Genomic DNA, 23,170 nt, shown 5'->3' with positions numbered 1-23,170 from the left:
GGGCAGACCGCTGGCGGGCTTGCTACCACCGGTGTGTTTGAGATTAAACCGAGACCAATTCTATTCGTTATTCCAGAATCTTTGGCCAGTTGGCGTCTGCCTGACGAATGAAGCCCTCTGTGTCCTTCAGCCATCGATCCTGAACTGACTCATTGTAGTTGAGATACAGCCGGCCATCGCGGATGGCCCAGTGTTGAGGGTCGCCTTTGGCGAGGTAGCCTTGGGCAACCGCCCAGGCGCAGTAGCCGCCGTAGGCAGGCAAGTAGCGTTCAGGATTGGCTTCGAAGCGCGTCAGGTTCTCCGCACTCGCGAATCGCCAGGTTACGCCCAGGTGCTCTGTGGTGTATTCGCGCGAGCCTTTGGCTGGTTTTCCCGTTTCGAAGTAGCTGACTGTGTCGTAGCCGCCCGCCCCGGTATTGCTCAGCAGGCCGGTGTAGACGGCAGGCTCAGAGGCCCGGGCGCTGGCGGTCAAGAAGAATACGAGGGTGATGAATGTCAGCTGTCTGTTCATATCGATTTCCCCGAAGGATTTCAGGCATTTTGGAATTCTGCGCCGTGCTATCCGGTTTTAGAACCGGAATCATCAGTTTTGTTTCACTGGATCGACGTTAACGTGGGAAAACCGGCCCCCTCATTCAGGGTGTCGCAAATCCTCCCTCGGGTGGCTAATCTGAAAAGCAATCTATAGGGATTGTGGAGGATTTCAGATGGCACCCAGGCAGCGGTTTCTGCTGATTGCCGTCGTGGCCCTGGCGGCCATTGCCATCTCAGCGCAGGTTGCGCTGTCGTCGCCCTGGCTGGGGCTCGAGCTTTCGCCCCATGATGGGCCGGAAGGGCTCCGGGTTGATCGGGTGCACCCGGATTCACCGAACGCCGGTGTTATTCGGGTGGGCAGCGTAATTGTGGGGCTGCAAGCGGCGGATGGCCGGCAAATCCCGCTGCATGGAAATCTGGTGATGGAAGAACCAGACCTGCTGAGCCACACCGATCTTAATCTGTTTATGAAGCGCCAGACCGAGTTGGATCAGGCGCTGCGCTCAGGCGGGGCACGGTTTGTTCTCGCATCCGGTGACCAGGTGCCGGCTGTGGCCATCGATACGCCGTGGCATCAGCTCTCGGGCGGCTTTTCGATTCACACCTTTTACGGGATGATTGCTTTGATGGTGGCGGTTGGCATCTGGGCCTTCCGCCCGAAAAGCGCAGCGACCCGGCTTTACGCGCTTTCCGGCGTAGCAACCATGGTGAACACCCTGACTCTTGCCATCTACGGCGATCGGGAGTTTGTGCTGAGTGGCGATGTGTTTGCGGTGGTTTCTGCGGTTAACCACCTAGCCACGCTCATGGTGAACGCTTCCCTGGTCTCCCTGTTTTGGGTGTATCCGCGCCCGCTTGCCCGTTTTCCCGTTCCGGCACTGATGATTTGCATCGCACTGATCATGTGGGTTCTGAGCGAACTCCAGGTGGGCGAAAGCGCCCAGGTGACGGTCTACCTGCCTATTGTCGTCGGTTATGTGCTTGGCTTGTGCTTTGCGGGTGCCCAATGGGTGGCCTCGAAAGGTCGCCCCCTCGAACGCGCTGCCCTGAAATGGTGTGTATTGGCAATTTTCCTGGGCAGTGTTTTGCTGATGGGGCTGGTGATCATACCGCCAGCCTTCGGCCACCCCCCGCTCGTGCCGCTGCTGGTGGGGTTCGGCGCCTACCTGATTCTGTACCTCGGCATCGCGGCGGGGCTGGTGCGCTATCGCCTGTTTGATATTGAGCGGTGGTGGTTCAAGACCTGGCTCTGGTTTGCCGGGGGGCTGATGGTGCTGGTGTTGGATGCGATCCTGATCATGGGTGTTGGTTTGACCAGCACCTATGCGCTGACTCTTTCGCTTGCCATTGCGGGCTGGCTTTACTTTCCATTGCGGCAATGGCTGTGGGATCGATTCGGGCAGCGTTCCAGCATTTCTCTGAACGAGGCTCTCCGCGAACTGGTGGATAAGCTGTTCTCTGCGTCCACGGAAGCGGAAGTTCGCCGGGCCTGGCCGGACTTGCTGCGTATGACCTTCCAGCCGCTGAACCTGGAGATGCCCGATGCGTCGGATAAAATGACCGCGGTGGCAGTATCGTCGGACGGTGTGTTGATGGAGCTGCCAGCGCTTCCGGGCGATTCGCGGCGGGCCAGCCTTGAATTTGCCAGCAATGGCGCTCGGCTGTTTACCAAGGAGGATATGCGGGTGGCGAACCTGCTGTATGACCTCACCGGCAAAGCGTTGCAGGCGTTGCAGGCCCGTGATGCGGGAGCGAAAAAGGAGCGCAGCAGAATCATGCGGGACCTTCATGACGATCTGGGTGCCCGGTTGCTGAGCCTCGTGTACGCCACTGACACAGGAACGGTGCGCGAGGTGGCCCGATCGGCCCTCAGGGACCTCCATGGGCTGGTAGACACCACTGCAGGGAAACCAGCCAGCCTTTTGGAGGTGGCCAACGGCTGTGAGGGCGAAATACGCCAGCGGCTGACGGACTCGGGTATCGAACTGGATTGGCAGGCAGATCCCATGAGTCTGTCGGACCAGGAGCTTTCGGCCCGGGCCGCTGCCAATATCGCGCGCATTCTCAGGGAGGCAATTTCCAATATCATCAAACACGCCAATGCTGATCGGGTAGAGGTAACGTGGGGGCGTGACAGGGAGTCTCTGTCGGTGAGGGTTTCCGACAACGGCAAAGCGAACAACTCGGATGGTCAGGGTGACGGGCACGGCCTCAGGACCATGCAGGTTCGTGCCGAAGACCTGGGCGGTCGCGTTGATTGCCGGGTGTTGGTGGAAGGCGGCTTTGTCGTGGAGCTGACGCTGCCGGTAGCCTAGTTGTCGATCATACCCATTCGCATGGCTTCCCGGGTGGCCTCCGCCCGGGAGGACACCTCCAGCTTGCGATACACGGTTTTCACGTAACCGGCCGTTGTATGGCGGGTAATGCCCAGGGCCTGGCCAACCTGAGCCAGGGTGAAGCCTCTGGCAATCAGTTCCAGTACTTCCTGCTCACGCGGGGTTAGATCCGGCTGTGCGGTGGTATCCGGCGGTGCAAAGGTTGCCAGGACCCGCCTCGCCACCGACGGCGACAGTGGCGGCTCATCGTCAATAATACCCGCCAGCCGGCGAGCTAACTCGGATTGGGATTGCTGTTTCAGCAGGTATCCCCTGGCACCGGCCCGTAGTGCCGGGAACACATGGCGGTCGTCGTCGTGGATGGTTATCACGATGCAGAGGCACTCTGGCACCGCCTCGCGCAGATCGCGAATAAAGTCGATGCCACTACCGTCTGGCAGGCTGAGATCAATCAGAGCAATGTCTGGCTCAAGATCCGCCTGTTGAAGATGAGACAGTTTGTCCCTCGCCTCGGTGAGCCGGTCGGCAACGGTCACCGAAATCTCCGGAAAAACTTCCTTGAGCACGTCGCGCAGCCAATCCTGAGCGCCTGCGTGATCTTCCAGAATAAACCCCAACTTCATTTGATCGTCCTGATGCTCTTGGGTTGCCGCTCTTTCACCATAGCCCCCTCGAATGGGGGAGTCAAAGCGGGCCAAGGTCCCCCCAGGTGCGGTCTGCTGCCGTTGGTTCATGTCCGATAGCCTAGTGATGGACAGCGTAAAGCAGAGGCTTTACGAACAAGGAGGCAGTCGAATGAAAACATTGAATGTTATGTTACTCAGGGTGTTAACCGTTTTGGCCGTGTGCTTTGCCTTGGCGGGCTGCTTACGGAGCAGTGATTCAAATGATGATGACCTGGTTGGGGAAGATTCCAGCGAGCAGAGCGGTGGCGATGATGTCGCTGACAGCGGTGATACCGGGGACAGCAGCGGTGATGGCGGGGGTGGTGGCACAGCCTCTGGCGCACCAGCCGCGCCAGTGGTTACGCCCGCCTACGATGACTGGACGCTGACTTTTACCTGGCCGGCAGTGGCCGACGCAGACTTCTACCAGGTGTTTGAAGACCCGGACGGCGTGAGTGGCTTCACCCAGATAGGTTCGGACCTGACTACCAACGAATACACCAACAATATCAGCCTGACCGAACGCAACGGCGCCCGTTATGTCGTTGCCGCCTGCAACAGTGAGGGCTGTACCGATTCCAGTGAAGTGACGGTTGATGGCCTGGACAGCGGGATCACGCCCATCGTGGTCAGTGGCGATCCGGCGCCGGGCATTGGCAGTGGCGCCGTGTTCAGCGGTGAAGTTGGCACCCAGCTGAGGTTTGATGTTAATCAGTCTGGCACCGTCGCAATTCTCGGTGCAACCGATCAGACGGACAGCAGTGGTAGCTTGAGAGACGGTATTTTCAGCTACAGCTCGGGCGCGGGCCTGAGCCTGATCCAGGCCGACGACGCCACGCTGCCCTCCAGCGATGCCACCTACAACGGTTTTTTCAACGTACTGATCGATAACACGGGTCAAATCATCTTCGGCGGTATCCTGAATCAGCAATCGGGCTCGGTGACGGATCAGGTCGATGGGCTTAACAATGAGGTGCTGTTACGCAGCAATGCCGGCACAACGTCTGTGATCGCCCGGGAAGGCGACCCTGCGAGGAATGGCACCGAGTTCCCGACACTGGATGCGGGAAATATTTATTTTGCCGAAAACGTCCAGGGCAACCGGGTATTCTCCTTGGTCAGTTCGGATGGTAGTGGGGCCGTTACCTTTAAGCCGGGTTCGAACACGGATGCTTCCAGGGTATCCGATGACTCGACGTATCCTGCGGGTGGCGCTCTGTGGTCGATTACCGGACTGGGGCAGAAGGGCCAGTCGCTCAAGGCTGGCGAGACGTTGCTGCCGGGTAACCTCGAGCCTAAAAACTTTGGTTCCCTCGATTTCGACAGCAACCAGGCAGAGCAACTGGTGTTTGGGCTTTCGCTTCAAAACGCGGACGGGACGGCGCTGGCCGGCTCGGAGGACACTGGTATATACGTCCGTAATGCCGATGGCAGCTATCGGGAGGTCGTGCGGGAGGCTGGCGGCTCAGCGCGGGACTTTATTTATAACCTGAACTCGGCGAGACCTCTGCTGACCGATAACGGTGAAGTGTTCTACTACGCCCTTAGAGGGGTTTCCGGGCCGGCCAATCGGGGCATCTACACCGATTCGCTGGGTAACGGAGATTTTACCCGGATCAGCCGTAGCGAGCAGACGCTCCTGCTGGATGATGGCTCGCTCTTTGAGGTCACCGGCTTTATTGGCGGCACGAACTCGTTCGATGTGGGCGCCGACGACTCCGTGGCCTTCCTGGTCAACTCCGGCACCCTGGATCAGGAAGACGCTTTGCTGGTCTGGACCAACGACGGAACCAGTGCCACCACGGAGGTGTTTTTCCAGGAAGGGGATCCCGTTCGAGGTTTGCCGGATGCCTCCGGTGTGGAGCTTGCTGTTAGCTTGGGCTCGAACACAACCAGATTGGCGTTCAGCCGGCAATCCTGGGCGGCATTCCGGGCGAGCGATGAGGCGGACATCAATAACCGCAAGAGTCTGCTGCTTGCCTCTAGCCCTTCAGGTTATACCCGCGTGATCGCGAGGGAAGGGCAGCAGTTCGCGGTTGATGGCGTCAATTACGGTGTTGTGACCGAAATCCTGGATTTCAAAATGGCTGCGCCGGCCGAAATGATTGTGTCATTGCGATTTGATGAAGATGGTATATCCGGCCTGCAACCAGACGGCTCTTTTGTGGGGCCAGACGGCAAGAATGGGCTCTTCCGTGTTGTATTGTGCAGCCCCTCAGAGCCCTGTTAATCGAGATGATTATTGCCCTGTTGCTTGGAATTATTGACGTATAAAGGCTTCGGTCAGAAGGAACAGGTGCTGCCTTAACGTATCCGAAAACTCCAGCTGGAAAACGGTCAGCGGTTCCAGCTGCATGGCTTTTCGGGCCGGCTCCGGCGGGTGAGACATATGCCAGCAGCCAATCAGTGCTTGCTGGCACTGCAGGAGGTATCGCAGGCAAGCGGCTTCTTCCCGGTTTGTTGCTTTGCCGATGACAGCGGTGATGCGCCGGGACTGTGACAGCAGGAACAGTTTGAACTCCCGGGCCTCCTCTTCGCTCAGGCCGGTTTCAAGAGCAATGTGCAGAATGGCGGTGAGACCGCAGAACACGGGATGAGCCAGAATGCGGTCAACGAACTGTTCAGGGAAGCCGTCTGGGCCAATCGCTTCAACGTCTGAAACCCAGCCTGACATTGCGCGGCGATAAACGGCAATGAACAGCAGTTCCTTGCTGCGGAAGTAGCGATATAGAGCCGCTTTGGTGAGCCCGGTTTCGCGGGCCACATCCGCCAGGGTCAGGCCGTGGAACCGGTGCGCCAGAAACAGCCTTTCCGCCGCATCGAGTATCTGCTGTTCCCGCAGCGCCTTGTCCGACTCGGTCCGGGCGCGTTGTTTACCACCGCATAGTCTGTGCTTCAAAACCACCTCAAAATGCTCGTTTGTTGGCCCACATCAGGCTTGCAGCCACCCGGCCAGCCGTCGTGTTACGGCACGGGGCGAGAGTTTACCAGACCAGACCATCAGCAGGTTGCGCAGCCCCGGAATAACAATGGCGCTTCTGCGTTGGGCCAGGGATTTCTTGACCACATCCTCGGCTGTCATGGTGCCGGCTTTGAAGAGTTTGGTGTCAGTCATGTGTGCTTCCTGGGCAAATTCCGAATCGGTGGCACCCGGGCACAAGGCACTCACCGCAACACCTGCCCCTTTGAGTTCCTCATGAAGCGCTTCGGAGAACGACAACACAAACGCTTTGGTGGCGTAGTAAATGGCCATATTCGGCCCGGCCTGGAATGCCGCGGTGGAAGCCACGTTGATCACAAAACTGCCGCTCTCTTTGCGCAGGGCTGGCAGCAGCTGCCAGGTGAGGTAGACCAGCGAGGTGATGTTCACCTGGATCATTGCCAGCTGTCGTTCCAGGGCCAGATCGGCAAAGGCGCCGCGGTCGCCAAACCCGGCGTTGTTGATCAAGCCGGCAAGCGGCCAGCCGCCCTCGTTGATCCGCCGGGCCAGTGCGTCGGCGCCGGTTTGGTCCGCCAGGTCGGCTTTCAGGACGATGGCCTCAATTCCATGCTGTTTCTTTAATTCTGCGGCCAGAGCATTCAGGCGCTCCTCACGGCGAGCCACCAGAATCAGATTCTGTTTTTCCGCGGCGAGTGCCCGGGCGAAGCACTCGCCAATGCCGGCGCTGGCGCCAGTGATAACCACGTACGACATGATTCTCTCCATTTAAATGAACGATAGTCACTTAATATACTGCGGCGATTCCTGCCTGTAAATAACCGGTGGTTACTTATTTGTGTTTCCGGTGCTGAAATTGAAAGTCCGACTGATCAATAGGGCCCTGGGGTTGCCTGATAGTGCGATGTGAACTGCGAGGTTTATCGGGCCTCAAATTTGGGATAGGCTTTCAAGTCCCTAATATCAGGGACAAATTTTCAAACATAAGGAAATGGAATGACGGCTCAACGTTTCACCGAATACAAGATGGTCCATATTTCGGAAGGTGGCTGTGGCACGCTCCTGCTCGGCTCCTCTGGCCTGCCTTTGAAAAAAATTGAAGCAGAATTAAATCGGTATGCTGCCGAGGGTTGGCAGGTGGTATTCCAGGTTCTGGAGATGAAGCGTTTCTGGCTGTTCTGGCAGCGTGAATCCGTGATTGTGACCCTGGGGCGCTAACCGGTGCTGCAGGCGTTAGCACTGAAGGCCATCGGGTTTTATCGTCGGACAGGCGGTGGTACTCGATGGTTTGGCATCGACTGCAACTTTGAGCCGAGTTGCTCGGCTTACTCCGAGGAAGCTATCCGCCGGTTCGGATTCTATGAGGGAGTGAGGTTAACGTTTCACCGCCTTCGCAGGTGCAACAGGCCGGACGCGATCTGCAAATGCATTGAGCCGGTCACGGGGGATATCGGGCATGCTGAGACAAGAAGAGGTTGATGCCGAGGAAGAAGCCCTCAGAAAGGCGATTCGAGAGCTTTCAGAAGAACAGCGGGCGGAATTCTACCGGCAAGCCGGGAAGGCGGTGAAGGACCCGGACACCTACGCGGCACTTAACTGGTTTTTTGTCACCGGGTTGCACCATTTTTACCTGGGGCGCTGGCAATGGGGGCTGATAGATGTTGGCGCTTTGCTTGTTGCAATAGGGTGTTTCGTCGCTGGTTTGGTTTGGCTCGGTGTTATCCTGCTTGTCATCGTTTATTCCTGGGAATTGTGGCAACTTTTTAGGTCTCAGATTATTGTCCAGGACTGGAATAACCGGCTTTATCGGGATTTGTTGCGGCGTTATTAACCTATGAAAAACGGATGGGTAAATCGCTTAGTGTGTTCAAAAAAAGGCAGCCCTGAGGCTGCCTTTTTTGATCACTTATTGGCTGTTATTTACAGGCCAATAACGTTTTCTGCTTGCGGGCCTTTCTGGCCCTGAGTCACGGTGAACTCAACTTCCTGGCCTTCGGCCAGAGTTTTGAAACCGCCACCCTGAATATTGCTGTAATGAACAAAGACGTCTGCGCCGCCTTCACGAGTAATAAAACCAAAACCTTTTGCTTCGTTGAAGAACTTAACGTTGCCGGTAATTGTAGACATAAATAGTTATCCTGAAATTAATCAATAAGGTGCCGTCAAAGAGTTATGGTGATTTCTGGTGTATGGAAGCAGGTTGAAGGGGTGGCGTATCCTGTTGGTTGATCACCGCGACGATCACAACCAACAGAGGAATGATACGCCATGTCCAAGTCTAACCTGCATGCTCTTTCACAACCAGAGGTAGCCGGCAACGATCCCTTGCACGAGTTAATCCGTCAGGGTGCCCGTGATCTGATTGCACAGGCTGTCGAGACGGAGCTGGAGAGCCTGTTGAAGCAGTGCGCAGACGTCAAGACACCGGATGGCCGCCGTGCTGTGGTGCGCAATGGGCACCTTCCCAAACGCACTGTTCAGACCGGCGTCGGCGACGTAGAAGTCCAGGTTCCCAAAGTCCGGGACCGCAGTGGCTCTGGCATTCGCTTCAACAGCCACCTGCTGCCACCCTACCTGAAGCGTGCCCGGAGTCTGGAGGAACTGATTCCCTGGCTCTACCTGCGGGGCGTCTCCTCCGGTGACTTCCAGGAGGCCCTGAGCGCGCTGGTCGGCGAGCAGGCCAACGGGTTGTCGGCGAACACGGTCTCCCGGCTCAAGGCGAAGTGGCTGGATGAGCACAAGGACTGGCAGCGCCGGGACTTGAGCCAGAAACGCTATGTGTACTGGTGGGCCGACGGCGTGTACAGCAACGTCCGGCTGGACGATCGACTCTGTCTGCTGGTAATCATCGGCGTGACTGAGCATGGCCACAAGGAATTGGTGGCTGTCGAGGATGGCCACCGGGAGTCCGAGGCCAGTTGGCGAGAGCTGCTCACGGACTTGCGGGAACGTGGTCTGGAGCCGTCGCCCAGGCTGGCTGTGGGTGACGGCGCACTGGGCTTCTGGAAGGCTCTGAGCAAAGTGTTTCCGGACACCCGGCACCAGCGGTGCTGGGTGCACAAGACGGCCAATGTGCTGGACAAGCTGCCCAAGTCGGTGCAACCGAAGGTGAAGTCAGCCTTGCATGAGATCTACCTGGCAGAGACTCGTGACAGCGCCCACAAGGCGTTTGACAGCGCTTTGCGGCGGTTCCGGGACAAGTACCCGAAGGCCATGGAAAACCTGGAGAAGGACCGGGATGAGCTGCTGGCCTTCTACGATTTCCCGGCGATTCACTGGATTCACTTACGGACCACCAATCCGATTGAATCCACCTTCGCCACAGTACGGCTGAGAACCAAGCGGAGCCGGTCTTGTGGCAATCGCGACACCACGTTATCGATGGTGTTCAAGTTGCTCCAATCCGCCCAGAAACGCTGGAAGCGGATCAAGGGGTTCAACCAACTGAAGCTGGTCGTGGACAACGTGCAGTTTCAGGATGGAATACCGGTGGAGGATCAATCTGACAGGAGCGCTGCCTGATGGTCATACACCAGATTTGACAATAACTCGCCGTCAAAGGATCGTTGTGATCATTGATCAGCGATATGCGGGAAATAAAAAAACGTGCAGGATCAAAAACAGGACAAAAGGTGTGGCAACACAAGAGGTCTTATTCGTGAAATGCTTTGCTAGATCTTTCCAACGAGAAAGACAGTACGCTAATTAGGAGGCCCTGCATAGCAAAGTTTTCAACTGTTGCGAGAAACCGGAACAGACTTGTTTGCTGGGCAAACACTCTGTTCCGGTGTTCATTCGCGTTCTAACGTTCTTTTATATTTCCGTCCGCATCGGAAATCACTATCTCGACCCGCCTGTTCTGTTGGCGCCCTGCGGATGTTTCGTTCGTCGCAACCGGGTATTGTTCCCCGAATCCCTGCACTTCAATCCGGGCCCGATTAATACCTCTATCCATCAGAGCCTCTCTTACAGCCTCAGCCCGACGCTCTGACAGTTGTTGGTTGTAAGATTCTGCTCCGGTGCTGTCCGTGTATCCTTCCACGCGCACGCGACGGTTTTCATATTCAGCCATGAATTCAGCCAGGCGGCCTACTGTCGTTTCCCCGGCAGGTTTCAGTTCAGCACGATTCAGGTCGAACAGAACGTCACCCAGGGTAAGTACCATGCCGCGGTCTGTCTGTTCGGCCTGCATAGCTTCCATTTGACGGCGCAATTCAGCAGCTTCCTGCTGGGCAGCCTGGGCCTCTGCAGAGCGAGCCTGCAACTCCAGTTCCTTGCGTCTTTCTTCGGCGGAGTTTATCTGTTGCTGCAGCTTGGCGCGTTCGGCCTGCTCCCGGGCAATCTCGGCATGGCGATTGGCCAGGTAGGCCGCATGCTCGATTTCCGCGGTGCTGGCACCCTCTTCCAGTAATCGCTCAGCGCGGGCAAGCTGATCCCTGGCGCTTCTCAGCTGGCGGTCGCCACTGCGGGCAACGTCTGGATCGGTTCGAATGTCCTCATAGGCCGCCTTTGCTTCGTCAACCATCTGATTGTCCTTGGGCGTACTGGCACATCCGGCCAGGAAGATGGAAAAGCCGACAACCATGCTCAAAATCATGTATCGATTGTTCATATCAATCTCCTGTTTAAGCTGGCGCCCTTACTGGCTTCCATTCATGCGTTGGCGAAGAGACTCAATGTTCCTGTTGATCTCTTCCACAGCCTGTTTGGCCTTTGCAGTTTCGGCACGCGCGCCGGCCAACTGAGCATCGACGGATGCCTGTTCCAAAAGGTGCAATGCTTTCTGATAATTCTCCTCGCTCATTTCATCGTCGATGAGCTCTTCGGCATCGGCAAGCTTGTTCTGGGCCTGATTCAGCAGCACTGGCTCAAAGTTTCTTGCGTCGGATGACACCGCTTGTTGAACGGAAGATTCGGCGGCTCGCATTTGAGAGGTGGGGGGCTCCACGGAGCCTGCGCAACCGGTGATGGCGACGGCGATGCCGGCAATCCCGACGGTGCCCAATATCGACATATAATTGCTCATGCAATATCTCCTTATACTGGAAAACGGAGGCCTGACTGATTCCTTTTATCCAGTCAGGTTGCTGATCTGTGGTAATGGACCTGGAGGAGAACTCAGGGTATCTGTCAGCTCAAACGCCTCTACTTCCTCAATTCAAAGATAGCAGTCAGTGGTGTTGTGCACATGAGCATTTATCAATGAACATTAAGAGCCGAAACACACCGTCTGAGAACGAGTAAGCCCTCCAAAATGAATGCTCCTTTCAAACTCCGGCCTTACCAGCGGGAAGCGGTTGACGCCACGCTGGCTCATTTTCGGAAAACCGATGAGTCCGCCGTTATCGTGCTGCCAACCGGTGCGGGGAAAAGCCTGGTTATTGCCGAGTTGGCGCGTCTCGCGAAGCGAAAGATCCTGGTGGCAACCCACGTAAAGGAGCTGGTGGAGCAGAATCACGCCAAGTATCAGAGTTATGGATTAACCGGCGGAATTTTCTCCGCCGGGCTGAAGCGGAAGGAAAGTCACCACCAGGTGACCTTTGCCAGTGTGCAGTCGGTATCGGCGAACCTGGATCAGTTTCGGGACGAATACTCGCTGGTCATTATTGATGAATGCCATCGCGTCAGCGGAGAAGAAACTAGCCAATATCAGCGCATCATAGAGCTCTTGCGGCAACAGAACGATTCTCTGAAAGTGCTCGGGCTGACTGCTACGCCTTACCGTCTGGCCATGGGCTGGATCTATCGCTATCACTATCGGGGCTTTGTTCGGGGCGAGGATGACAAGCCTTTTCAGCACTGCATTTACGAGCTACCGCTGAGTTACATGATCAACCGGGGGTATCTCACCCGGCCGGAGCTGGTGAACGCGGCAGTGGCGCAATACGATTTCTCTGCGCTGCCCCGGGACCGCTTTGGCGAATACGCCGAGAGGGACGTTAACCAGCTGCTGAGCAAACACAAGCGCGTGACCCGGGCGATCATTGAGCAGGTTGTGGAGTTGGCTGCCGAGCGTCAGGGCGTGATGATCTTTGCGGCCACCGTGGAGCATGCGCGGGAGGTCGCCGGGTACCTGCCAGAACACGAAACTGCCCTGATAACGGGCGCCACCGATCTGAAGGATCGGGACTTGCTGATTCAGCGCTTCAAGCAGCAGCAGTTGAAATATCTGGTGAACGTGTCTGTGCTCACCACGGGCTTTGATGCGCCCCATGTGGACTTCATCGCCATTCTTCGGCCCACCCAGTCGGTGAGTCTCTATCAGCAAATAGTAGGCCGCGGACTTCGTCTGGATGAGGGTAAACAGGATTGCCTGGTGATCGATTACGCCGGCAACCATGTGAATCTGCATCATCCGGAAGTGGGGGAGCCAAAGCCGAACCCCGACAGTGAACCGGTGCAGGTGTTCTGCCCGGGATGTGGGTTTGCAAACATTTTCTGGGGCAAGACTGACGGTGAAGGCCTGGTGATTGAGCATTACGGGCGTCGTTGTCAGGGACTGCTCGAGCCTGCTGACGGGGTTCAGGATGAACGCCCGCAGCAGTGCGATTACCGTTTTCGCTTCAAGGAGTGCCCGCATTGCGGGGCAGAGAATGATATTGCGGCCCGCAACTGTCACCAGTGCCACAAAGCCATCATCGACCCGGATGATCAGCTGAGAGATGCGCTGAAACTCAAGGATGCCATGGTCATCCGCTGCGCCGGGATATCGCTGGTTGCCGATGGCCGCAAGTTGAAGATCACCTATCACGGGGAAGATGGGGAAGAACTCGGCGAGTCGTTTGATTTCAGCAAGCCGGGCCCACGCGCTGTTTTTAATAAACTGTTCGGGCGTCGTTTTGCCAATAGCCAGGCCCCGAAAGCGTTCAGCTCAGCGGATGAGGTGCTTGAGCTGGAGGCCTTATTGCCGGCACCGGATTTCGTGATTGCGCGTAAGCAGAAGCACTATTGGCAGGTGCAGGAACGGGTTTTTGATTATCAGGGGCAGTTTCGGAAGGCGAATGAGGTGTGAGCCTCTGGAAATCTAAACCGTCAAACCACAAAACAACTGGCAATTGTGTGGCTGGAAGCGCCCAGCCACACAAGATCAGTTCTTCGAGCAACTCATTAGCCGAACGCAGGCTGCTCTGGTTTGCTGCTGGCAACCCGCTTCATCCATGCCATGTCCAGCGGAACCAGCACATTCAGGGCGAACAGCGCCCAGCCCAGAGGCTGCAGGCTTGGGGCAAACCAGACCATCAGGGCAAGGGCCATCAGGCTCCAGGTGACATCTACCATAATCATCAGCTTGAGGAACTTCTCTTGCCACTGTTCCTTGCTGGCGATAACGGCCATATCCACGCACCACAGCAGCATCACGACGCCGACCACCATATAGAATGTTGCGCCAGGGCCGCCCGCCCACTGAGCAATTGGTTCTGCAGCCAGGATTAACGCCAGCGCCAGGGGCGTGGAGAGGAAGACATCGCTCAGGATAATTTGCTTCACGCTGAATCGACGGACTAGATTTTTCATGTGGTCACCTCAATCGGGTTTCGCAATGGGTTGGACTACACTACAAAGCTTCTACCCCGGCGGTGATCCTCTCAATTACCTGTGAGGTAATGGTTCCGCCTACCCTTGGCCAGGATAATGGCCAAATACACGGAATTTACGGGAAGCCCAATGAGCGCCTTCGGTACTCTGTTCAGAGAAATGCGGCAGGGCAAGCGCCTGAGCCAGATGGATTTTGCACTTGCGTGTGAGGTGTCGCCCAAGCACATCAGCTTTCTGGAAACCGGCCGTAGCAAGCCCAGCAAAGGTATGGTTCTGCATTTAGCGCAGATGCTGAAGGCGGACCTGGCCGGAACCAATCGGCTCCTGTCTGCGGCGGGTTACAGCCAGGTCTACTCCGATCAGGATCTGAGCGCGCCAGGTATGGCCATGATCAGAGAGGCGCTTCAGCACTTGCTGGCGGGGCATCTGCCGTACCCGGCCGTGGTGTTTGACCACGAGTATTATCTGGTGATGGCCAACCAAGCCATGCAGGCGATGATGGCGAGGATGATTGAGCTGGGGGCCCGGTTTCCGGCCCGGCCAAACTTTCTGCTCTCGCTGCTGGATGAGCATGGCATGAAGCCCTTCGTGGGTGATTGGGAGAATATCGCCTGCCACATGCTGCAACGTGTCTACCATGAGCATCTTGCCGGCCCCTTCCGGGATCAGCCCAATCGATTGCTGGAGCAGGCTCTGACGGTGCCTGGCGTGCCAGAAAGCTGGAAAAGCCACGTGGTGGAACACCTGGATTACCCGGCGATTCCCTTCACGCTGAATCTGGGCGACGAACAGCTCAGAATCTTTTCCACCATCGCAACGATAGGCACGCCGCTGGATGTGACTGCTCAGAATTTGCGGATTGAGCATTTCTTTCCGATGGATGAGGCAAGTAAGGCGTATTGGCAGGGTTGAAGCCAATTTCCACTCTGACGTTACAGCCGCTGCCGGTTACAATGGCGCATCTTTAAACGTGAAAGAGAGCCTTATGCCAATTGAAAAGAACCAAGTCGTCCTGTTCCATTACAGTGTGCGTGATGAGCAAGACAACGTTGTTGAAGATTCCCACGGAGGTGAGCCGAACGCCTACCTGCATGGACACGGCGGCATCATCAAGGGCCTTGAAGAAGCCCTGGAAGGTCGCGATGCGGGTGATACGTTCAGCGTTACAGTCACTCCGGATAAGGCCTACGGGCCCCGCAAGCCCGACGCCATTCAGCGGGTGCCGATCAAGCACTTGATGGGCGCCAAACGCTGGAAGGCGGGTATGGTCGCTCAGGTGCAAACCGAACAGGGCCCGCGCCATGTGGTTGTTGCCAAGGTGGGCCACAAATTTGCCGACGTTGACACCAACCATCCGATGGCGGGCAGAACCCTGACTTTCGATATTGAAGTGATTGATGTGCGCGCTGCGACCTCGGAAGAAATAGCCCACGGTCACGCCCATGGCCCGGGTGGCCACCACCACTAAGCGCTCGAAGGGGGCAGGCATGCGGATCGGTGTGATTGCCGGCCCGCGGCGCTAGCGTCGTTGTAAATCCGATTTCCCCTCACTGAATTCTCCGTGTGCTTTTTGCAGTCTGTTCTAGACTTCAATAACGACCAGTTGTTGTTGGCCGGATTCATGCGATTTTTTGCCATCAAACGTTACAGGCTGGCTCAGCACCATGCTCCTGGAGGGGCTCGAACCGCCTGCCAGGAGCATACCAATGGAAAGGCACTCAATTATCGTTAAACCGAGCGATTACCAGGGTGCGCTGAGTGTAGTCGGTACGGATGTAACCGTTCTCGCCGCAAAGAAGGTCACTCAGGGACAGGAGTTTACGTTCCAGCAGGGTGAGCAGGGCATGGGGCCGCCCCCGCATAGTCATGACTGGGATGAGGCGTTTTTTGTTCTCAAGGGAAGCGTTGATTTTACCTGTGAGGGCAAACAGGAGACCTGCGTTCCAGGCACGCTGGTGTTCGTACCGGCCGGTGCGGTGCACTCGTTCCAGTATGGGCCAGAGGGTGGCGAGATGCTGGAAGTGACTGGCGCAGGGAGTATGGCCACGCAGATGTTTAGTGCGGTGGACAGGGAAATTCCGCCCGGCCCACCGAACATTGAGAACATCACGAAAGTCCTCAAGGAAAACGGCGTGACTTTGCACTTATAGGCGTTGGCGGCACCTTTATTTCGCTGTACCGTTTTGTTTTTCCAAACCGTTTTCCAATTTTTGATCGGGTAAGGCGCAGTGTTTAAAAGGTTGAGGAAAGCCGTGCATCCAGTGGTGGTTTTAACGCTGTTTATGATGGCTGCGTGCCCGGTTTCTGCAAAGATCTATAAATGGGTGGATGAAAACGGCCAGGTGCATTTTGGCGATCGGCAGGATCACCGGGTCGCGCAGGAAGTGGTCAATGTTAAGCCAGGTGCCTCTGAATGGTCCCGTTTTGAGATCGATATCAGAACTGTTGATGTTGAGCTGAGCGAAGAAGAACACCAGCAGATCGTTGAAGGCGTTAACAACGTGTATGAGTTCTTCGACCGGGTAATGTCTTTTGATATGCACAGGACAGTGCCGGTCAATATCCTGATTCTCAAAGACAGCGCGGCATACCGGAACTACCTCGTCCGTCGGAACAGGGGGATGGCTGTTGCCTCTTACGGGCTTTACATACCGTCCGAACACCAGATCGTCGTCTATGTTCGTAAAAACAGAAATCTCACCTTCAAAACCATCAAGCACGAAGTGAGTCATGCGGTTGTCGATACCATCGTTCCCTATGCGCCAGCCTGGCTGAACGAAGGGTTGGCAGAGCAGATGGAGACCATTGAGCGCGATGAATCCGGCTTGTATTTTGAGCGCCACCGTGAAAATCAGTGGGTGGTTGATCAGGCACTTGAACAGGGCCGTCTGGCGGGCATCGATCAGCTATTGAAGCTGCCAAGCAATAAGTGGCGACATTCTGATCTGTCTGGGCGCGGAAGCCTGCGGGCCCAGTCTGGCCAGTTCGTGTATTTCCTGATGTCCAAACCTACCCGAAGAAACTTTGTGGTGCGCCTGATGCACAACTTTAATCGGGGTGATCGCACCATCTCCTATTATCTGGTCAACGACAATTACATTGGTGGTGTAAGCATGCTGGCCCTCGACTGGCGGCGCTGGTTGCACGATCAGGGGGCGGGGGTTGTTCGGCTCTAGACGTCTGTCCTTGCTCGGGCACGATTCTCTGGCTTGCCGGTCATAGTCTGGTGTAATAGCAATTTCGTACATTGGTTGAGTAGTAACGAGTGTGCGGGGCGCATTGTCCCGACAAAACCGCGATAAGAGGATTCGATATGCCTCAGCTTCGTTTTACCTATCTGATATGTGTTGCCTTTCTTGCTGCTTTAGTCGTTGCCTCTGCTGCACAGGCCCACCACGGCTGGGCGTGGGCCACAGATGAGGAATTTGAAATTACTGGAGTCATTCAGTCAGTACGCCTTGGAAATCCCCATGGCGAGGTGACACTGCGCGTGGATGGCGAGGACTGGGTTGTGGAGGTTGGTCAGCCCTGGCGCAACGACCGTGTTGGGCTTACCAAAGAAATGTTGAGCCAGGGTCAGGAAATAACCGTGCACGGCCATCGTTCTGCGCGGGAGAACGAGCGTCTGGTGAAGGCTGAGCGGGTTGTGATTGACGGGCAGGATTACAATTTGTACCCCGGCCGCACGTCCTGAATTCCGGGATGATTGAGCAAGCGCTGATCTCCGTTGAAAATCTGGCCTTTGTCTCAGCCCTGCGCAATTCCACCTTCATGTACCCGCTGGTAAACGCCGGCCATATACTCGGCGTTTCCCTGTTGGTGGGGAGCATCGTGCCGCTGGATCTGCGTCTGCTGGGGCTTTGGCGGAACTACCCGGTGATGGTATTTGTTGATGTGCTCCGCGTTACGGCAGCAATTGGTCTGGCGCTGGCGGTTATCTGCGGACTGTTGTTGTTCGCCACCAACGCTCCGGACTATGCCGCCTCTCCGCTGTTCCAGGCGAAAATTGCTTTTGTTGTGCTGGGTGCGTTGAATGCGTTGACTCTGGGGCGGGTAATGGCGCGCCGGGATATACGAGGCTTGCCGATGGAGTCACCCATGCCTTTGGCCCTCAGGGCAGGGGGTTTGCTCTCGTTGGTAGTCTGGATCAGCGCACTGGCTCTCGGCAGGTTACTGGGGTATTTCTGAATCCGGATCGCTACCCGGGCGTGGCGACCAGACTTCCCCGTGCTGCATCACCCGAAAGTCCGTTTCGTTCAGCCCTTGTCGCTCCAGGGCGGCCCTTAGCCGTCGGGGCGGCTCGTCCATGGGCTCGTCGGTGAGCACGAACGTGCCCCAGTGCATCGCCACCGACTGTCGGGAACCGATATCTTGATGAATGCTCACCGCCTCTTCCGGGGCCACGTGCACCGGCGCCATGAACCAGCGCGGGTCGTAGGCTCCAATGGGGAGCAGCGCCAGATCAATGGGCGAGAACAGCTCGCCGATTTTCCTGAAGATTCCCCCATAGCCGGTATCGCCGGCGAAATAGAGCCGGAAACCGTCGATCTCCAGTAGCCAGCTGCACCAGAGTGAGGTGTTGGTATCCGTGGGGGTCCGGCCGCTGAAGTGCTGGGCCGGAAGGCAGAACACTTCGCGGTTGCCAGACAGGGGCTCGGATTGCCACCAGTCCAATTCCAACAGGTTATGGATGCCCCGTTTCTCGAACCATTGCTTGAGCCCTCGGGGAATGCAGAAGCGCAGGTTATCTCCGAAGCGCCGGTGTAACTGGCGCACGGTTTTTTCATCAAGGTGGTCATAGTGGTTGTGGGAAATCAGCACCAAATGAATCGGCGGCATGTCTGCGACCGTCAGGGCCGGCGGTGTGTAACGCTTCGGCCCGACCAGTTGAAAGGGGCTGGCGCGTTCCGACAGGACCGGGTCGGTGAGCACGTTCAGACCACGATACTGGAACAGGAACGAGGCGTGACCCAGCCAGACCAATTGTGGTTCTTTGGGCGGACTCATCAGGGAATGCGTATCTGGCCGCAGCAGCGTGAAGCGTTTTCCCTTCGGGAAGTTGCGGCCCGGGGCCAGTTGCCAGCGCATAAAATCGCCAATGCCATGTCGGGGGACTGGCTCCAGGTTGCGGTACCTGCCCCGATAGAAATGCGGTTCCGCAGCGAGAGCGGCAAGGCGGTTACGGTCAACGGTCATGGATCGAACTCTCATTCTTGCCAGGGGCCAATGCCAGTAGCTCCTGCAACATGCTGTAGCTTAATCCCCAGATGCAGGCATCCTGGTAACGGCAACAGGGCATGTTGAGTGTGCCCAGGGGCGTGCGCCAGGAAAGTCGGCCCTGGTTCGCGTCTGCGCCGAGGTAGTCCATCGGCACCCAGACCGCTCGCTCGACTTCGTGGTTCGTTGAGACCGACTTCGGTCCCCGCCACTCGAACACATAGGGGGTGATCACCATCGGGCGCCAGCGGCTGTGATGGCGGGTGACCAGGTCGGAAAGCCGGGTGAGAAAGCGGCCGTGGCGCCTCAGATCCATGCCGGTTTCTTCCAGTGTTTCCCGCTCGGCAGCGGCTCGTGCAGATGCATCTTCAGGTTGCAGGCGGCCGCCCGGGAACGCCATGTCGCCAGACCAGGGGTCACCCTCCCGACGGGCTCGCTGGATAAAGAGCAGCTCCTTGCCACCGTTTTCTGTGCTTCGAAAGATAAGGGCGACGGACGCTCGGGCGAATCGGCGCCGAAACGGTATCTTGTGGGGGCGCAAATGGCTTAGCCAGGATTTCGAGGTCAAGAAAGCCTATCCTCTTCCATAAGCTCCCTCAGTTTGGCAAGTTGCGCCTCAACAACTCGCAGGCGAACTTCTGTTTGAGCGGGTGTTTCCCCCGGGGCGCCGGAAGTCAGTCGGTCGCGGTATTTCTCCTGCTTCTCCACCAGGCGCTCTTCAAGACGCTTCAGTTCTTCAAGCGCCAGAGATTTACCTTTGTCATGGTCGCCCAGAATATCGTCAAGCTTCTCCACCAGATCCTTGAAACCCACTGTTCCGTCCCTCTGTTTCAAGCCTACTCGGAATTCATCATGGCATGACCTCTGCCCGCCCTGCGTCGCTCACCGACAGCTGCTCTGTGGTTCGAGCAGCTTCAACATCCATGGCAGTCAGGAGCTCGCGGGTTCCTGTCAGAATAGCATCGACGGTTTCGCTGGCGTAGGCAGAATCGTTTAGCAGGGATGTAGCCATGGCGGCATCAATCCGCTTTGCGCCCAGGAGTTTTGTGACACGCCCGACCATCGATTCGCGGTCTACTCGCGCACGCACAGCGATCTCGTCGAGCTCCAGTATCGCTGTGCTGGCATCCTCGAACCGGCCTTCGTAAAAACGATGGGTCTCACGCAATACCATCGCGACTCGCAGCCGAAGCTCGTTGTACTCTTTACGAATCGTGGCGTTATCCGACGCCATATAAATTGTGAGATTCTTGCGTAGGTGTTTGACATGCTTGATGGCTTCGACCATCTCCGAGGCCGCATGCTGAAGGCGGTAAAGCGATTCGGTGGAATTTGCCGGTGATTCCCGGGTCATTCGCGCGGAAATAAAGTCGAGAATGGCGTTGTACAGGCGTTTTACCCGCTGTCGGTAGATCAGGTCGATGTCGATATCGATGCGTTCCCGGGAATTGTTAATCATCGCTGCAAGGTCATCGGTCTGGCGAATATTCTCGCGGTGCAGGTGGAGGCCATGGGCAAGGATAACGAATGCTTGATCGAACAGGTGCCATACCTCCCTGCGCACTGCCGCGATTGCACTATCGGGTGAGTCCATCGCAGCCTGATTCAGGTACCGCGGCTGTGCGGCGACCTCTTCCTCTCGCTCTGGCAGCCAGCGTTCGAGTGCTCGCGCCATTCTCGAGATCAATGGCAGCATGATGGCGACACCAAGGCAGTTGAACAGTGTGTGGAATAACGCGAGCTTGATCGTATAGTCATCGTCGGCGATCGACATGAGCGCTGACAGGGCATCCACTGACCAACGCAGGGGCTCGATCAGCACCAGGGCGATCACTGCCGTTACCGCGTTGAACAGGAGATGGGCGCCTGCCAGACGCTTGCCAGTGATATTTGCACCCAGACCACCGATCAGCGCGGTGACGGTTGTGCCAATATTCGCACCAATGGCCAGTGCCAGAGCGTTTTCGTAGGTAATCTGCCCCGTGGCCAGACCGGCCAGAGTCAGCGCCAGCGTCGCATGGCTGGATTGCATCACGACGGTCGCCAGAATTCCGAGGCCTGTGTAGACAAGAAGTCCTGCGACACCGTCCATTGCATACTCGCGCAGATCGACAGCCGACTCGTAACTTTCGAATCCCGCCTTCATGAAATCGATGCCGAGAAACAGAAACCCGAGCCCGGCGAGAACTGCACCGAAGGCTTTCCAGGCTCGTGGTTGCTGGAAATTCAGTACCACGCCAAAGACAAGCATCGGCAAAGCAAAGGCCGAAAGGCTCATTTTCATACCGATGGTGGCGAACAACCAGGCGCCGGTCGTAGTGCCGAGATTGGCGCCGAAGATAATGCCGATACCCGTGATCAGCGGAAGCAAGCCGGCGCTCAAAAACGAGATCGTGATCACCGATACCAGGGAACTGGACTGCATGATGGCGGTACTGACGATGCCAAAACCGAGGCTTTTCGGAATCGTATCTGTTGTGCGACGCAGCACGTTCTCGAGAAAGCCGCCGGTAAACTGGCGAAACCCGTTCTCCAGCGAGAGCATTCCGAACAGAAAAATGGCAACGCCGGCCGCAATCTGTTTGAACTCTGGGCTCAACCAGAGCGCAAGGGCGAGGATTCCGAGGATCAGAGCAAGAAAGAGCTGGCGATAGTTCACTGGGATTTAACGTTCCCTTTTATGAATTATTTGACCATTAGTTTGCACTGGGACCATATCAGTGGTCATCCTTTTGAATTGTAGGCTGTTAACTTTTTAAACGCGTACCCGAACCCTGAATCGAGATTTAATGGCCCGGCATTCATCGCAAAAAAGCGAGCAATTGAAACCATGCCTTACGATGCGCACGACAGGAGGCCAGATGACGTTCGAGCATATCGTTCAGATAAACGACCTGACCAAGCCGGAGCTACCGGTTCTGACCCGATTCCAGGTGTGGGAGGGGCTGGTGCTCAGGGCCCGGCGCCCGGACAAGTTCCTCGTTGGTGTCGATGATTACGAGGTTCTGGATCAGGGTCCGGCTTACCTGAAGCGTAGCCTCCAGCTGCCGGGACTGCAGGTGGTCGATGAAGTCACTTTCTGGCACGAGGCGAGGATAGAGTATCGGACCCAGCCAACGGCTACCCTCCCGGCCGCAACACTTGTTATGGATATCGAAGAGCCCGAGCCGGCATCACTGTTTGTCCGTTTCCGGTATGAAACAGCGAGCATCGAGAACCGTGGTGATTCGATGCCCTATGACCAGTATCTTGAACAGGCCTATGTAGCCACAGACATTGAGACGATTCAGATCATTCGGCAGTTGGCTGAGACAGGGGTATTCTGATTTCCAACGGCAGCTTTTGCAGACCTGGTTCTGTTTTAGCGCCCGGTTCAAACTTCGAGCTTTTCGAGGGCTTTCAATTCTCTGCTCAAGTCTATTGAGCGGCTCTAGGATTTCAGCTCAGCCGGGACGACATGCTGGCCTGCCAGTTCGTCATTCCTCGATCATTTCCCGTTCAAACCGGCCCAGCACAACCATGATAATGAGTGCCAACACGGTCACCATGCTGGCAAGAACCAGCGTGCCCAGACCGCAGGCGACACCGATCGCTCCGCAAATCCAGATGGAAGCGCCGGTGGTAATGCCCTGAACGCTTCCGCGGCTTTGAATAATGCAGCCGGCGCCGAGAAACCCGATACCGCCGATCACACCTTCAACGATCCGCGACGGGTCTATCCGTGCCGAAGGGTCGCCTTCTGCGGTCGTCATCAGGATATGCAAGCCAATCAGAATGAATGCAGAGGCTCCTACGGAAACCAGCATGTGAGAGCGGAGCCCCGCGGGTTTCCCTCGCAGTTCCCGCTCAAGCCCGAGTACCAGCGCCAAACCGGCGGCCATGAGCAGGCGGACAATGATGTCCAGTGGTGGGATTTCACTCTCGAACATGCGAGGTCCCCAACG

The 23,170-nt window shown here is 56.7% G+C and carries 27 protein-coding genes; 14 read left to right on the top strand and 13 right to left on the bottom strand.

Translation table 11 applies throughout. The annotated features are described in order from the left end of the window. Positions 1-67 precede the first annotated feature (67 nt). On the bottom strand, positions 68-511 hold the full coding sequence (locus EDB94_RS05880; protein ID WP_108017739.1) for a YHS domain-containing (seleno)protein: 444 nt from the start codon (positions 509-511) through the stop codon (positions 68-70). 196 nt (positions 512-707) lie between these two features. On the opposite strand from EDB94_RS05880, the gene EDB94_RS05875 reads away from it, so the two are divergent. Beyond that, a complete protein-coding gene (locus tag EDB94_RS05875) occupies positions 708-2,849 on the top strand; it encodes an ATP-binding protein (RefSeq protein ID WP_108017738.1) in 2,142 nt (713 codons plus the stop codon). Here the strand turns inward: EDB94_RS05875 and EDB94_RS05870 are convergent. Continuing rightward, entirely contained in the window at positions 2,846-3,493 is a 648-nt protein-coding gene (locus EDB94_RS05870) for a response regulator transcription factor (protein ID WP_108017737.1), read from the bottom strand. The two genes, EDB94_RS05875 and EDB94_RS05870, sit on opposite strands and share 4 nt — an antisense overlap. Positions 3,494-3,665: 172 nt before the next feature. Here EDB94_RS05870 and EDB94_RS05865 point away from each other — a divergent pair, with 172 nt between their 5' ends. Further along, a complete protein-coding gene (locus tag EDB94_RS05865; protein ID WP_108017736.1) occupies positions 3,666-5,765 on the top strand; it encodes a hypothetical protein in 2,100 nt (699 codons plus the stop codon). A 30-nt stretch (positions 5,766-5,795) separates the two neighbouring features. Here EDB94_RS05865 and EDB94_RS05860 read toward each other — a convergent pair whose 3' ends face one another. Next, a complete protein-coding gene (locus EDB94_RS05860; RefSeq protein ID WP_108017735.1) occupies positions 5,796-6,440 on the bottom strand; it encodes a TetR family transcriptional regulator in 645 nt (214 codons plus the stop codon). Positions 6,441-6,467: 27 nt separating this feature from the next. Beyond that, positions 6,468-7,229 (bottom strand): SDR family oxidoreductase, encoded by a 762-nt coding sequence (locus EDB94_RS05855; protein WP_108017734.1) that lies wholly within the window; start codon positions 7,227-7,229, stop codon positions 6,468-6,470. A 240-nt stretch (positions 7,230-7,469) separates the two neighbouring features. On the opposite strand from EDB94_RS05855, the gene EDB94_RS05850 reads away from it, so the two are divergent. Genes EDB94_RS05850 through EDB94_RS05840 form a run of 3 tightly spaced genes read left to right on the top strand, consistent with a single transcriptional unit; the run spans position 7,470 to position 8,304 of the window. After that, positions 7,470-7,691, top strand: coding sequence for a DUF4177 domain-containing protein (locus EDB94_RS05850; protein WP_014578093.1), 222 nt, complete (start codon positions 7,470-7,472; stop codon positions 7,689-7,691). Positions 7,692-7,694: 3 nt separating this feature from the next. Beyond that, on the top strand, positions 7,695-7,952 hold the full coding sequence (yidD, locus tag EDB94_RS21010) for a membrane protein insertion efficiency factor YidD (RefSeq protein WP_085987845.1): 258 nt from the start codon (positions 7,695-7,697) through the stop codon (positions 7,950-7,952). Then, a complete protein-coding gene (locus EDB94_RS05840) occupies positions 7,930-8,304 on the top strand; it encodes a hypothetical protein (protein ID WP_108017733.1) in 375 nt (124 codons plus the stop codon). The genes yidD and EDB94_RS05840 overlap by 23 nt, the downstream gene beginning before the upstream one ends. An 89-nt stretch (positions 8,305-8,393) precedes the next feature. Here the strand turns inward: EDB94_RS05840 and EDB94_RS05835 are convergent, their stop codons facing one another. Then, positions 8,394-8,600, bottom strand: a complete 207-nt coding sequence (locus EDB94_RS05835; protein ID WP_008172483.1) for a cold-shock protein — start codon at positions 8,598-8,600, stop codon at positions 8,394-8,396. 141 nt (positions 8,601-8,741) lie between these two features. Here EDB94_RS05835 and EDB94_RS05830 point away from each other — a divergent pair, with 141 nt between their 5' ends. Next, on the top strand, positions 8,742-9,995 hold the full coding sequence (locus EDB94_RS05830) for an IS256 family transposase (RefSeq protein WP_008172221.1): 1,254 nt from the start codon (positions 8,742-8,744) through the stop codon (positions 9,993-9,995). A gap of 280 nt (positions 9,996-10,275) precedes the next feature. On the opposite strand, the gene EDB94_RS05825 is transcribed toward EDB94_RS05830, so the two are convergent. Beyond that, positions 10,276-11,085: an OmpA family protein gene (locus EDB94_RS05825; RefSeq protein WP_062781367.1), complete on the bottom strand. Its 810-nt coding sequence runs from the start codon at positions 11,083-11,085 to the stop codon at positions 10,276-10,278. A 27-nt stretch (positions 11,086-11,112) separates the two neighbouring features. Continuing rightward, positions 11,113-11,499: a DUF4398 domain-containing protein gene (locus EDB94_RS05820; protein WP_108017732.1), complete on the bottom strand. Its 387-nt coding sequence runs from the start codon at positions 11,497-11,499 to the stop codon at positions 11,113-11,115. Between the two features lie 228 nt (positions 11,500-11,727). On the opposite strand from EDB94_RS05820, the gene EDB94_RS05815 reads away from it, so the two are divergent. Then, a complete protein-coding gene (locus tag EDB94_RS05815) occupies positions 11,728-13,485 on the top strand; it encodes a DEAD/DEAH box helicase (RefSeq protein WP_108017731.1) in 1,758 nt (585 codons plus the stop codon). Between the two features lie 95 nt (positions 13,486-13,580). Here the strand turns inward: EDB94_RS05815 and EDB94_RS05810 are convergent, their stop codons facing one another. Further along, on the bottom strand, positions 13,581-13,988 hold the full coding sequence (locus EDB94_RS05810; protein ID WP_181259010.1) for a hypothetical protein: 408 nt from the start codon (positions 13,986-13,988) through the stop codon (positions 13,581-13,583). 150 nt (positions 13,989-14,138) lie between these two features. Between EDB94_RS05810 and EDB94_RS05805 the strand changes: the two genes are divergently transcribed. The 6 genes from EDB94_RS05805 to EDB94_RS05780 all read left to right on the top strand — a co-directional run bounded on the left by EDB94_RS05805 (position 14,139) and on the right by EDB94_RS05780 (position 18,197). Beyond that, complete coding sequence (locus EDB94_RS05805) at positions 14,139-14,921, top strand: helix-turn-helix domain-containing protein (RefSeq protein WP_108017730.1); 783 nt, start codon at positions 14,139-14,141, stop codon at positions 14,919-14,921. Positions 14,922-14,994: 73 nt separating this feature from the next. Further along, positions 14,995-15,477, top strand: coding sequence for a peptidylprolyl isomerase (locus EDB94_RS05800; RefSeq protein WP_041645505.1), 483 nt, complete (start codon positions 14,995-14,997; stop codon positions 15,475-15,477). A 238-nt stretch (positions 15,478-15,715) separates the two neighbouring features. After that, positions 15,716-16,159: a cupin domain-containing protein gene (locus EDB94_RS05795; protein WP_108017729.1), complete on the top strand. Its 444-nt coding sequence runs from the start codon at positions 15,716-15,718 to the stop codon at positions 16,157-16,159. A 111-nt stretch (positions 16,160-16,270) separates the two neighbouring features. Beyond that, the gene (locus tag EDB94_RS05790; protein ID WP_108017728.1) at positions 16,271-17,185 is read left to right on the top strand and encodes a DUF4124 domain-containing protein; all 915 of its coding nucleotides are present in this window, start codon (positions 16,271-16,273) and stop codon (positions 17,183-17,185) included. A 137-nt stretch (positions 17,186-17,322) separates the two neighbouring features. Then, positions 17,323-17,703: a DUF6152 family protein gene (locus EDB94_RS05785; RefSeq protein ID WP_041645503.1), complete on the top strand. Its 381-nt coding sequence runs from the start codon at positions 17,323-17,325 to the stop codon at positions 17,701-17,703. Between the two features lie 8 nt (positions 17,704-17,711). Beyond that, positions 17,712-18,197: a hypothetical protein gene (locus tag EDB94_RS05780; protein WP_108017727.1), complete on the top strand. Its 486-nt coding sequence runs from the start codon at positions 17,712-17,714 to the stop codon at positions 18,195-18,197. Here EDB94_RS05780 and EDB94_RS05775 read toward each other — a convergent pair. The 4 genes from EDB94_RS05775 to EDB94_RS05760 are packed head-to-tail and all read right to left on the bottom strand — an operon-like array spanning position 18,180 to position 21,885. Continuing rightward, positions 18,180-19,205, bottom strand: coding sequence for an MBL fold metallo-hydrolase (locus EDB94_RS05775; protein WP_108017726.1), 1,026 nt, complete (start codon positions 19,203-19,205; stop codon positions 18,180-18,182). The genes EDB94_RS05780 and EDB94_RS05775 overlap by 18 nt on opposite strands. Beyond that, positions 19,195-19,794, bottom strand: coding sequence for a CoA pyrophosphatase (locus tag EDB94_RS05770; protein WP_108017725.1), 600 nt, complete (start codon positions 19,792-19,794; stop codon positions 19,195-19,197). Before EDB94_RS05770 ends, EDB94_RS05775 begins: the two co-directional genes overlap by 11 nt. After that, complete coding sequence (locus EDB94_RS05765; protein WP_108017724.1) at positions 19,791-20,039, bottom strand: hypothetical protein; 249 nt, start codon at positions 20,037-20,039, stop codon at positions 19,791-19,793. The genes EDB94_RS05770 and EDB94_RS05765 overlap by 4 nt, the downstream gene beginning before the upstream one ends. Before the next feature lie 37 nt (positions 20,040-20,076). After that, positions 20,077-21,885 carry a Na/Pi cotransporter family protein gene (locus tag EDB94_RS05760; protein ID WP_108017723.1) on the bottom strand — a complete coding sequence of 603 codons (1,809 nt, stop codon included), beginning with the start codon at positions 21,883-21,885 and terminating at the stop codon, positions 20,077-20,079. A gap of 202 nt (positions 21,886-22,087) precedes the next feature. Here EDB94_RS05760 and EDB94_RS05755 point away from each other — a divergent pair, with 202 nt between their 5' ends. Beyond that, positions 22,088-22,552: an AtaL-like protein gene (locus EDB94_RS05755; protein ID WP_181259009.1), complete on the top strand. Its 465-nt coding sequence runs from the start codon at positions 22,088-22,090 to the stop codon at positions 22,550-22,552. A gap of 150 nt (positions 22,553-22,702) precedes the next feature. On the opposite strand, the gene EDB94_RS05750 is transcribed toward EDB94_RS05755, so the two are convergent. Next, positions 22,703-23,155: an MgtC/SapB family protein gene (locus EDB94_RS05750; RefSeq protein ID WP_014578074.1), complete on the bottom strand. Its 453-nt coding sequence runs from the start codon at positions 23,153-23,155 to the stop codon at positions 22,703-22,705. Positions 23,156-23,170: the final 15 nt, after the last annotated feature.

Source organism: Marinobacter sp. 3-2 (assembly GCF_003751355.1).
Taxonomy (GTDB): Bacteria; Pseudomonadota; Gammaproteobacteria; order Pseudomonadales; family Oleiphilaceae; genus Marinobacter; species Marinobacter adhaerens.
This window is presented reverse-complemented; position numbering and strand designations above follow the sequence as displayed.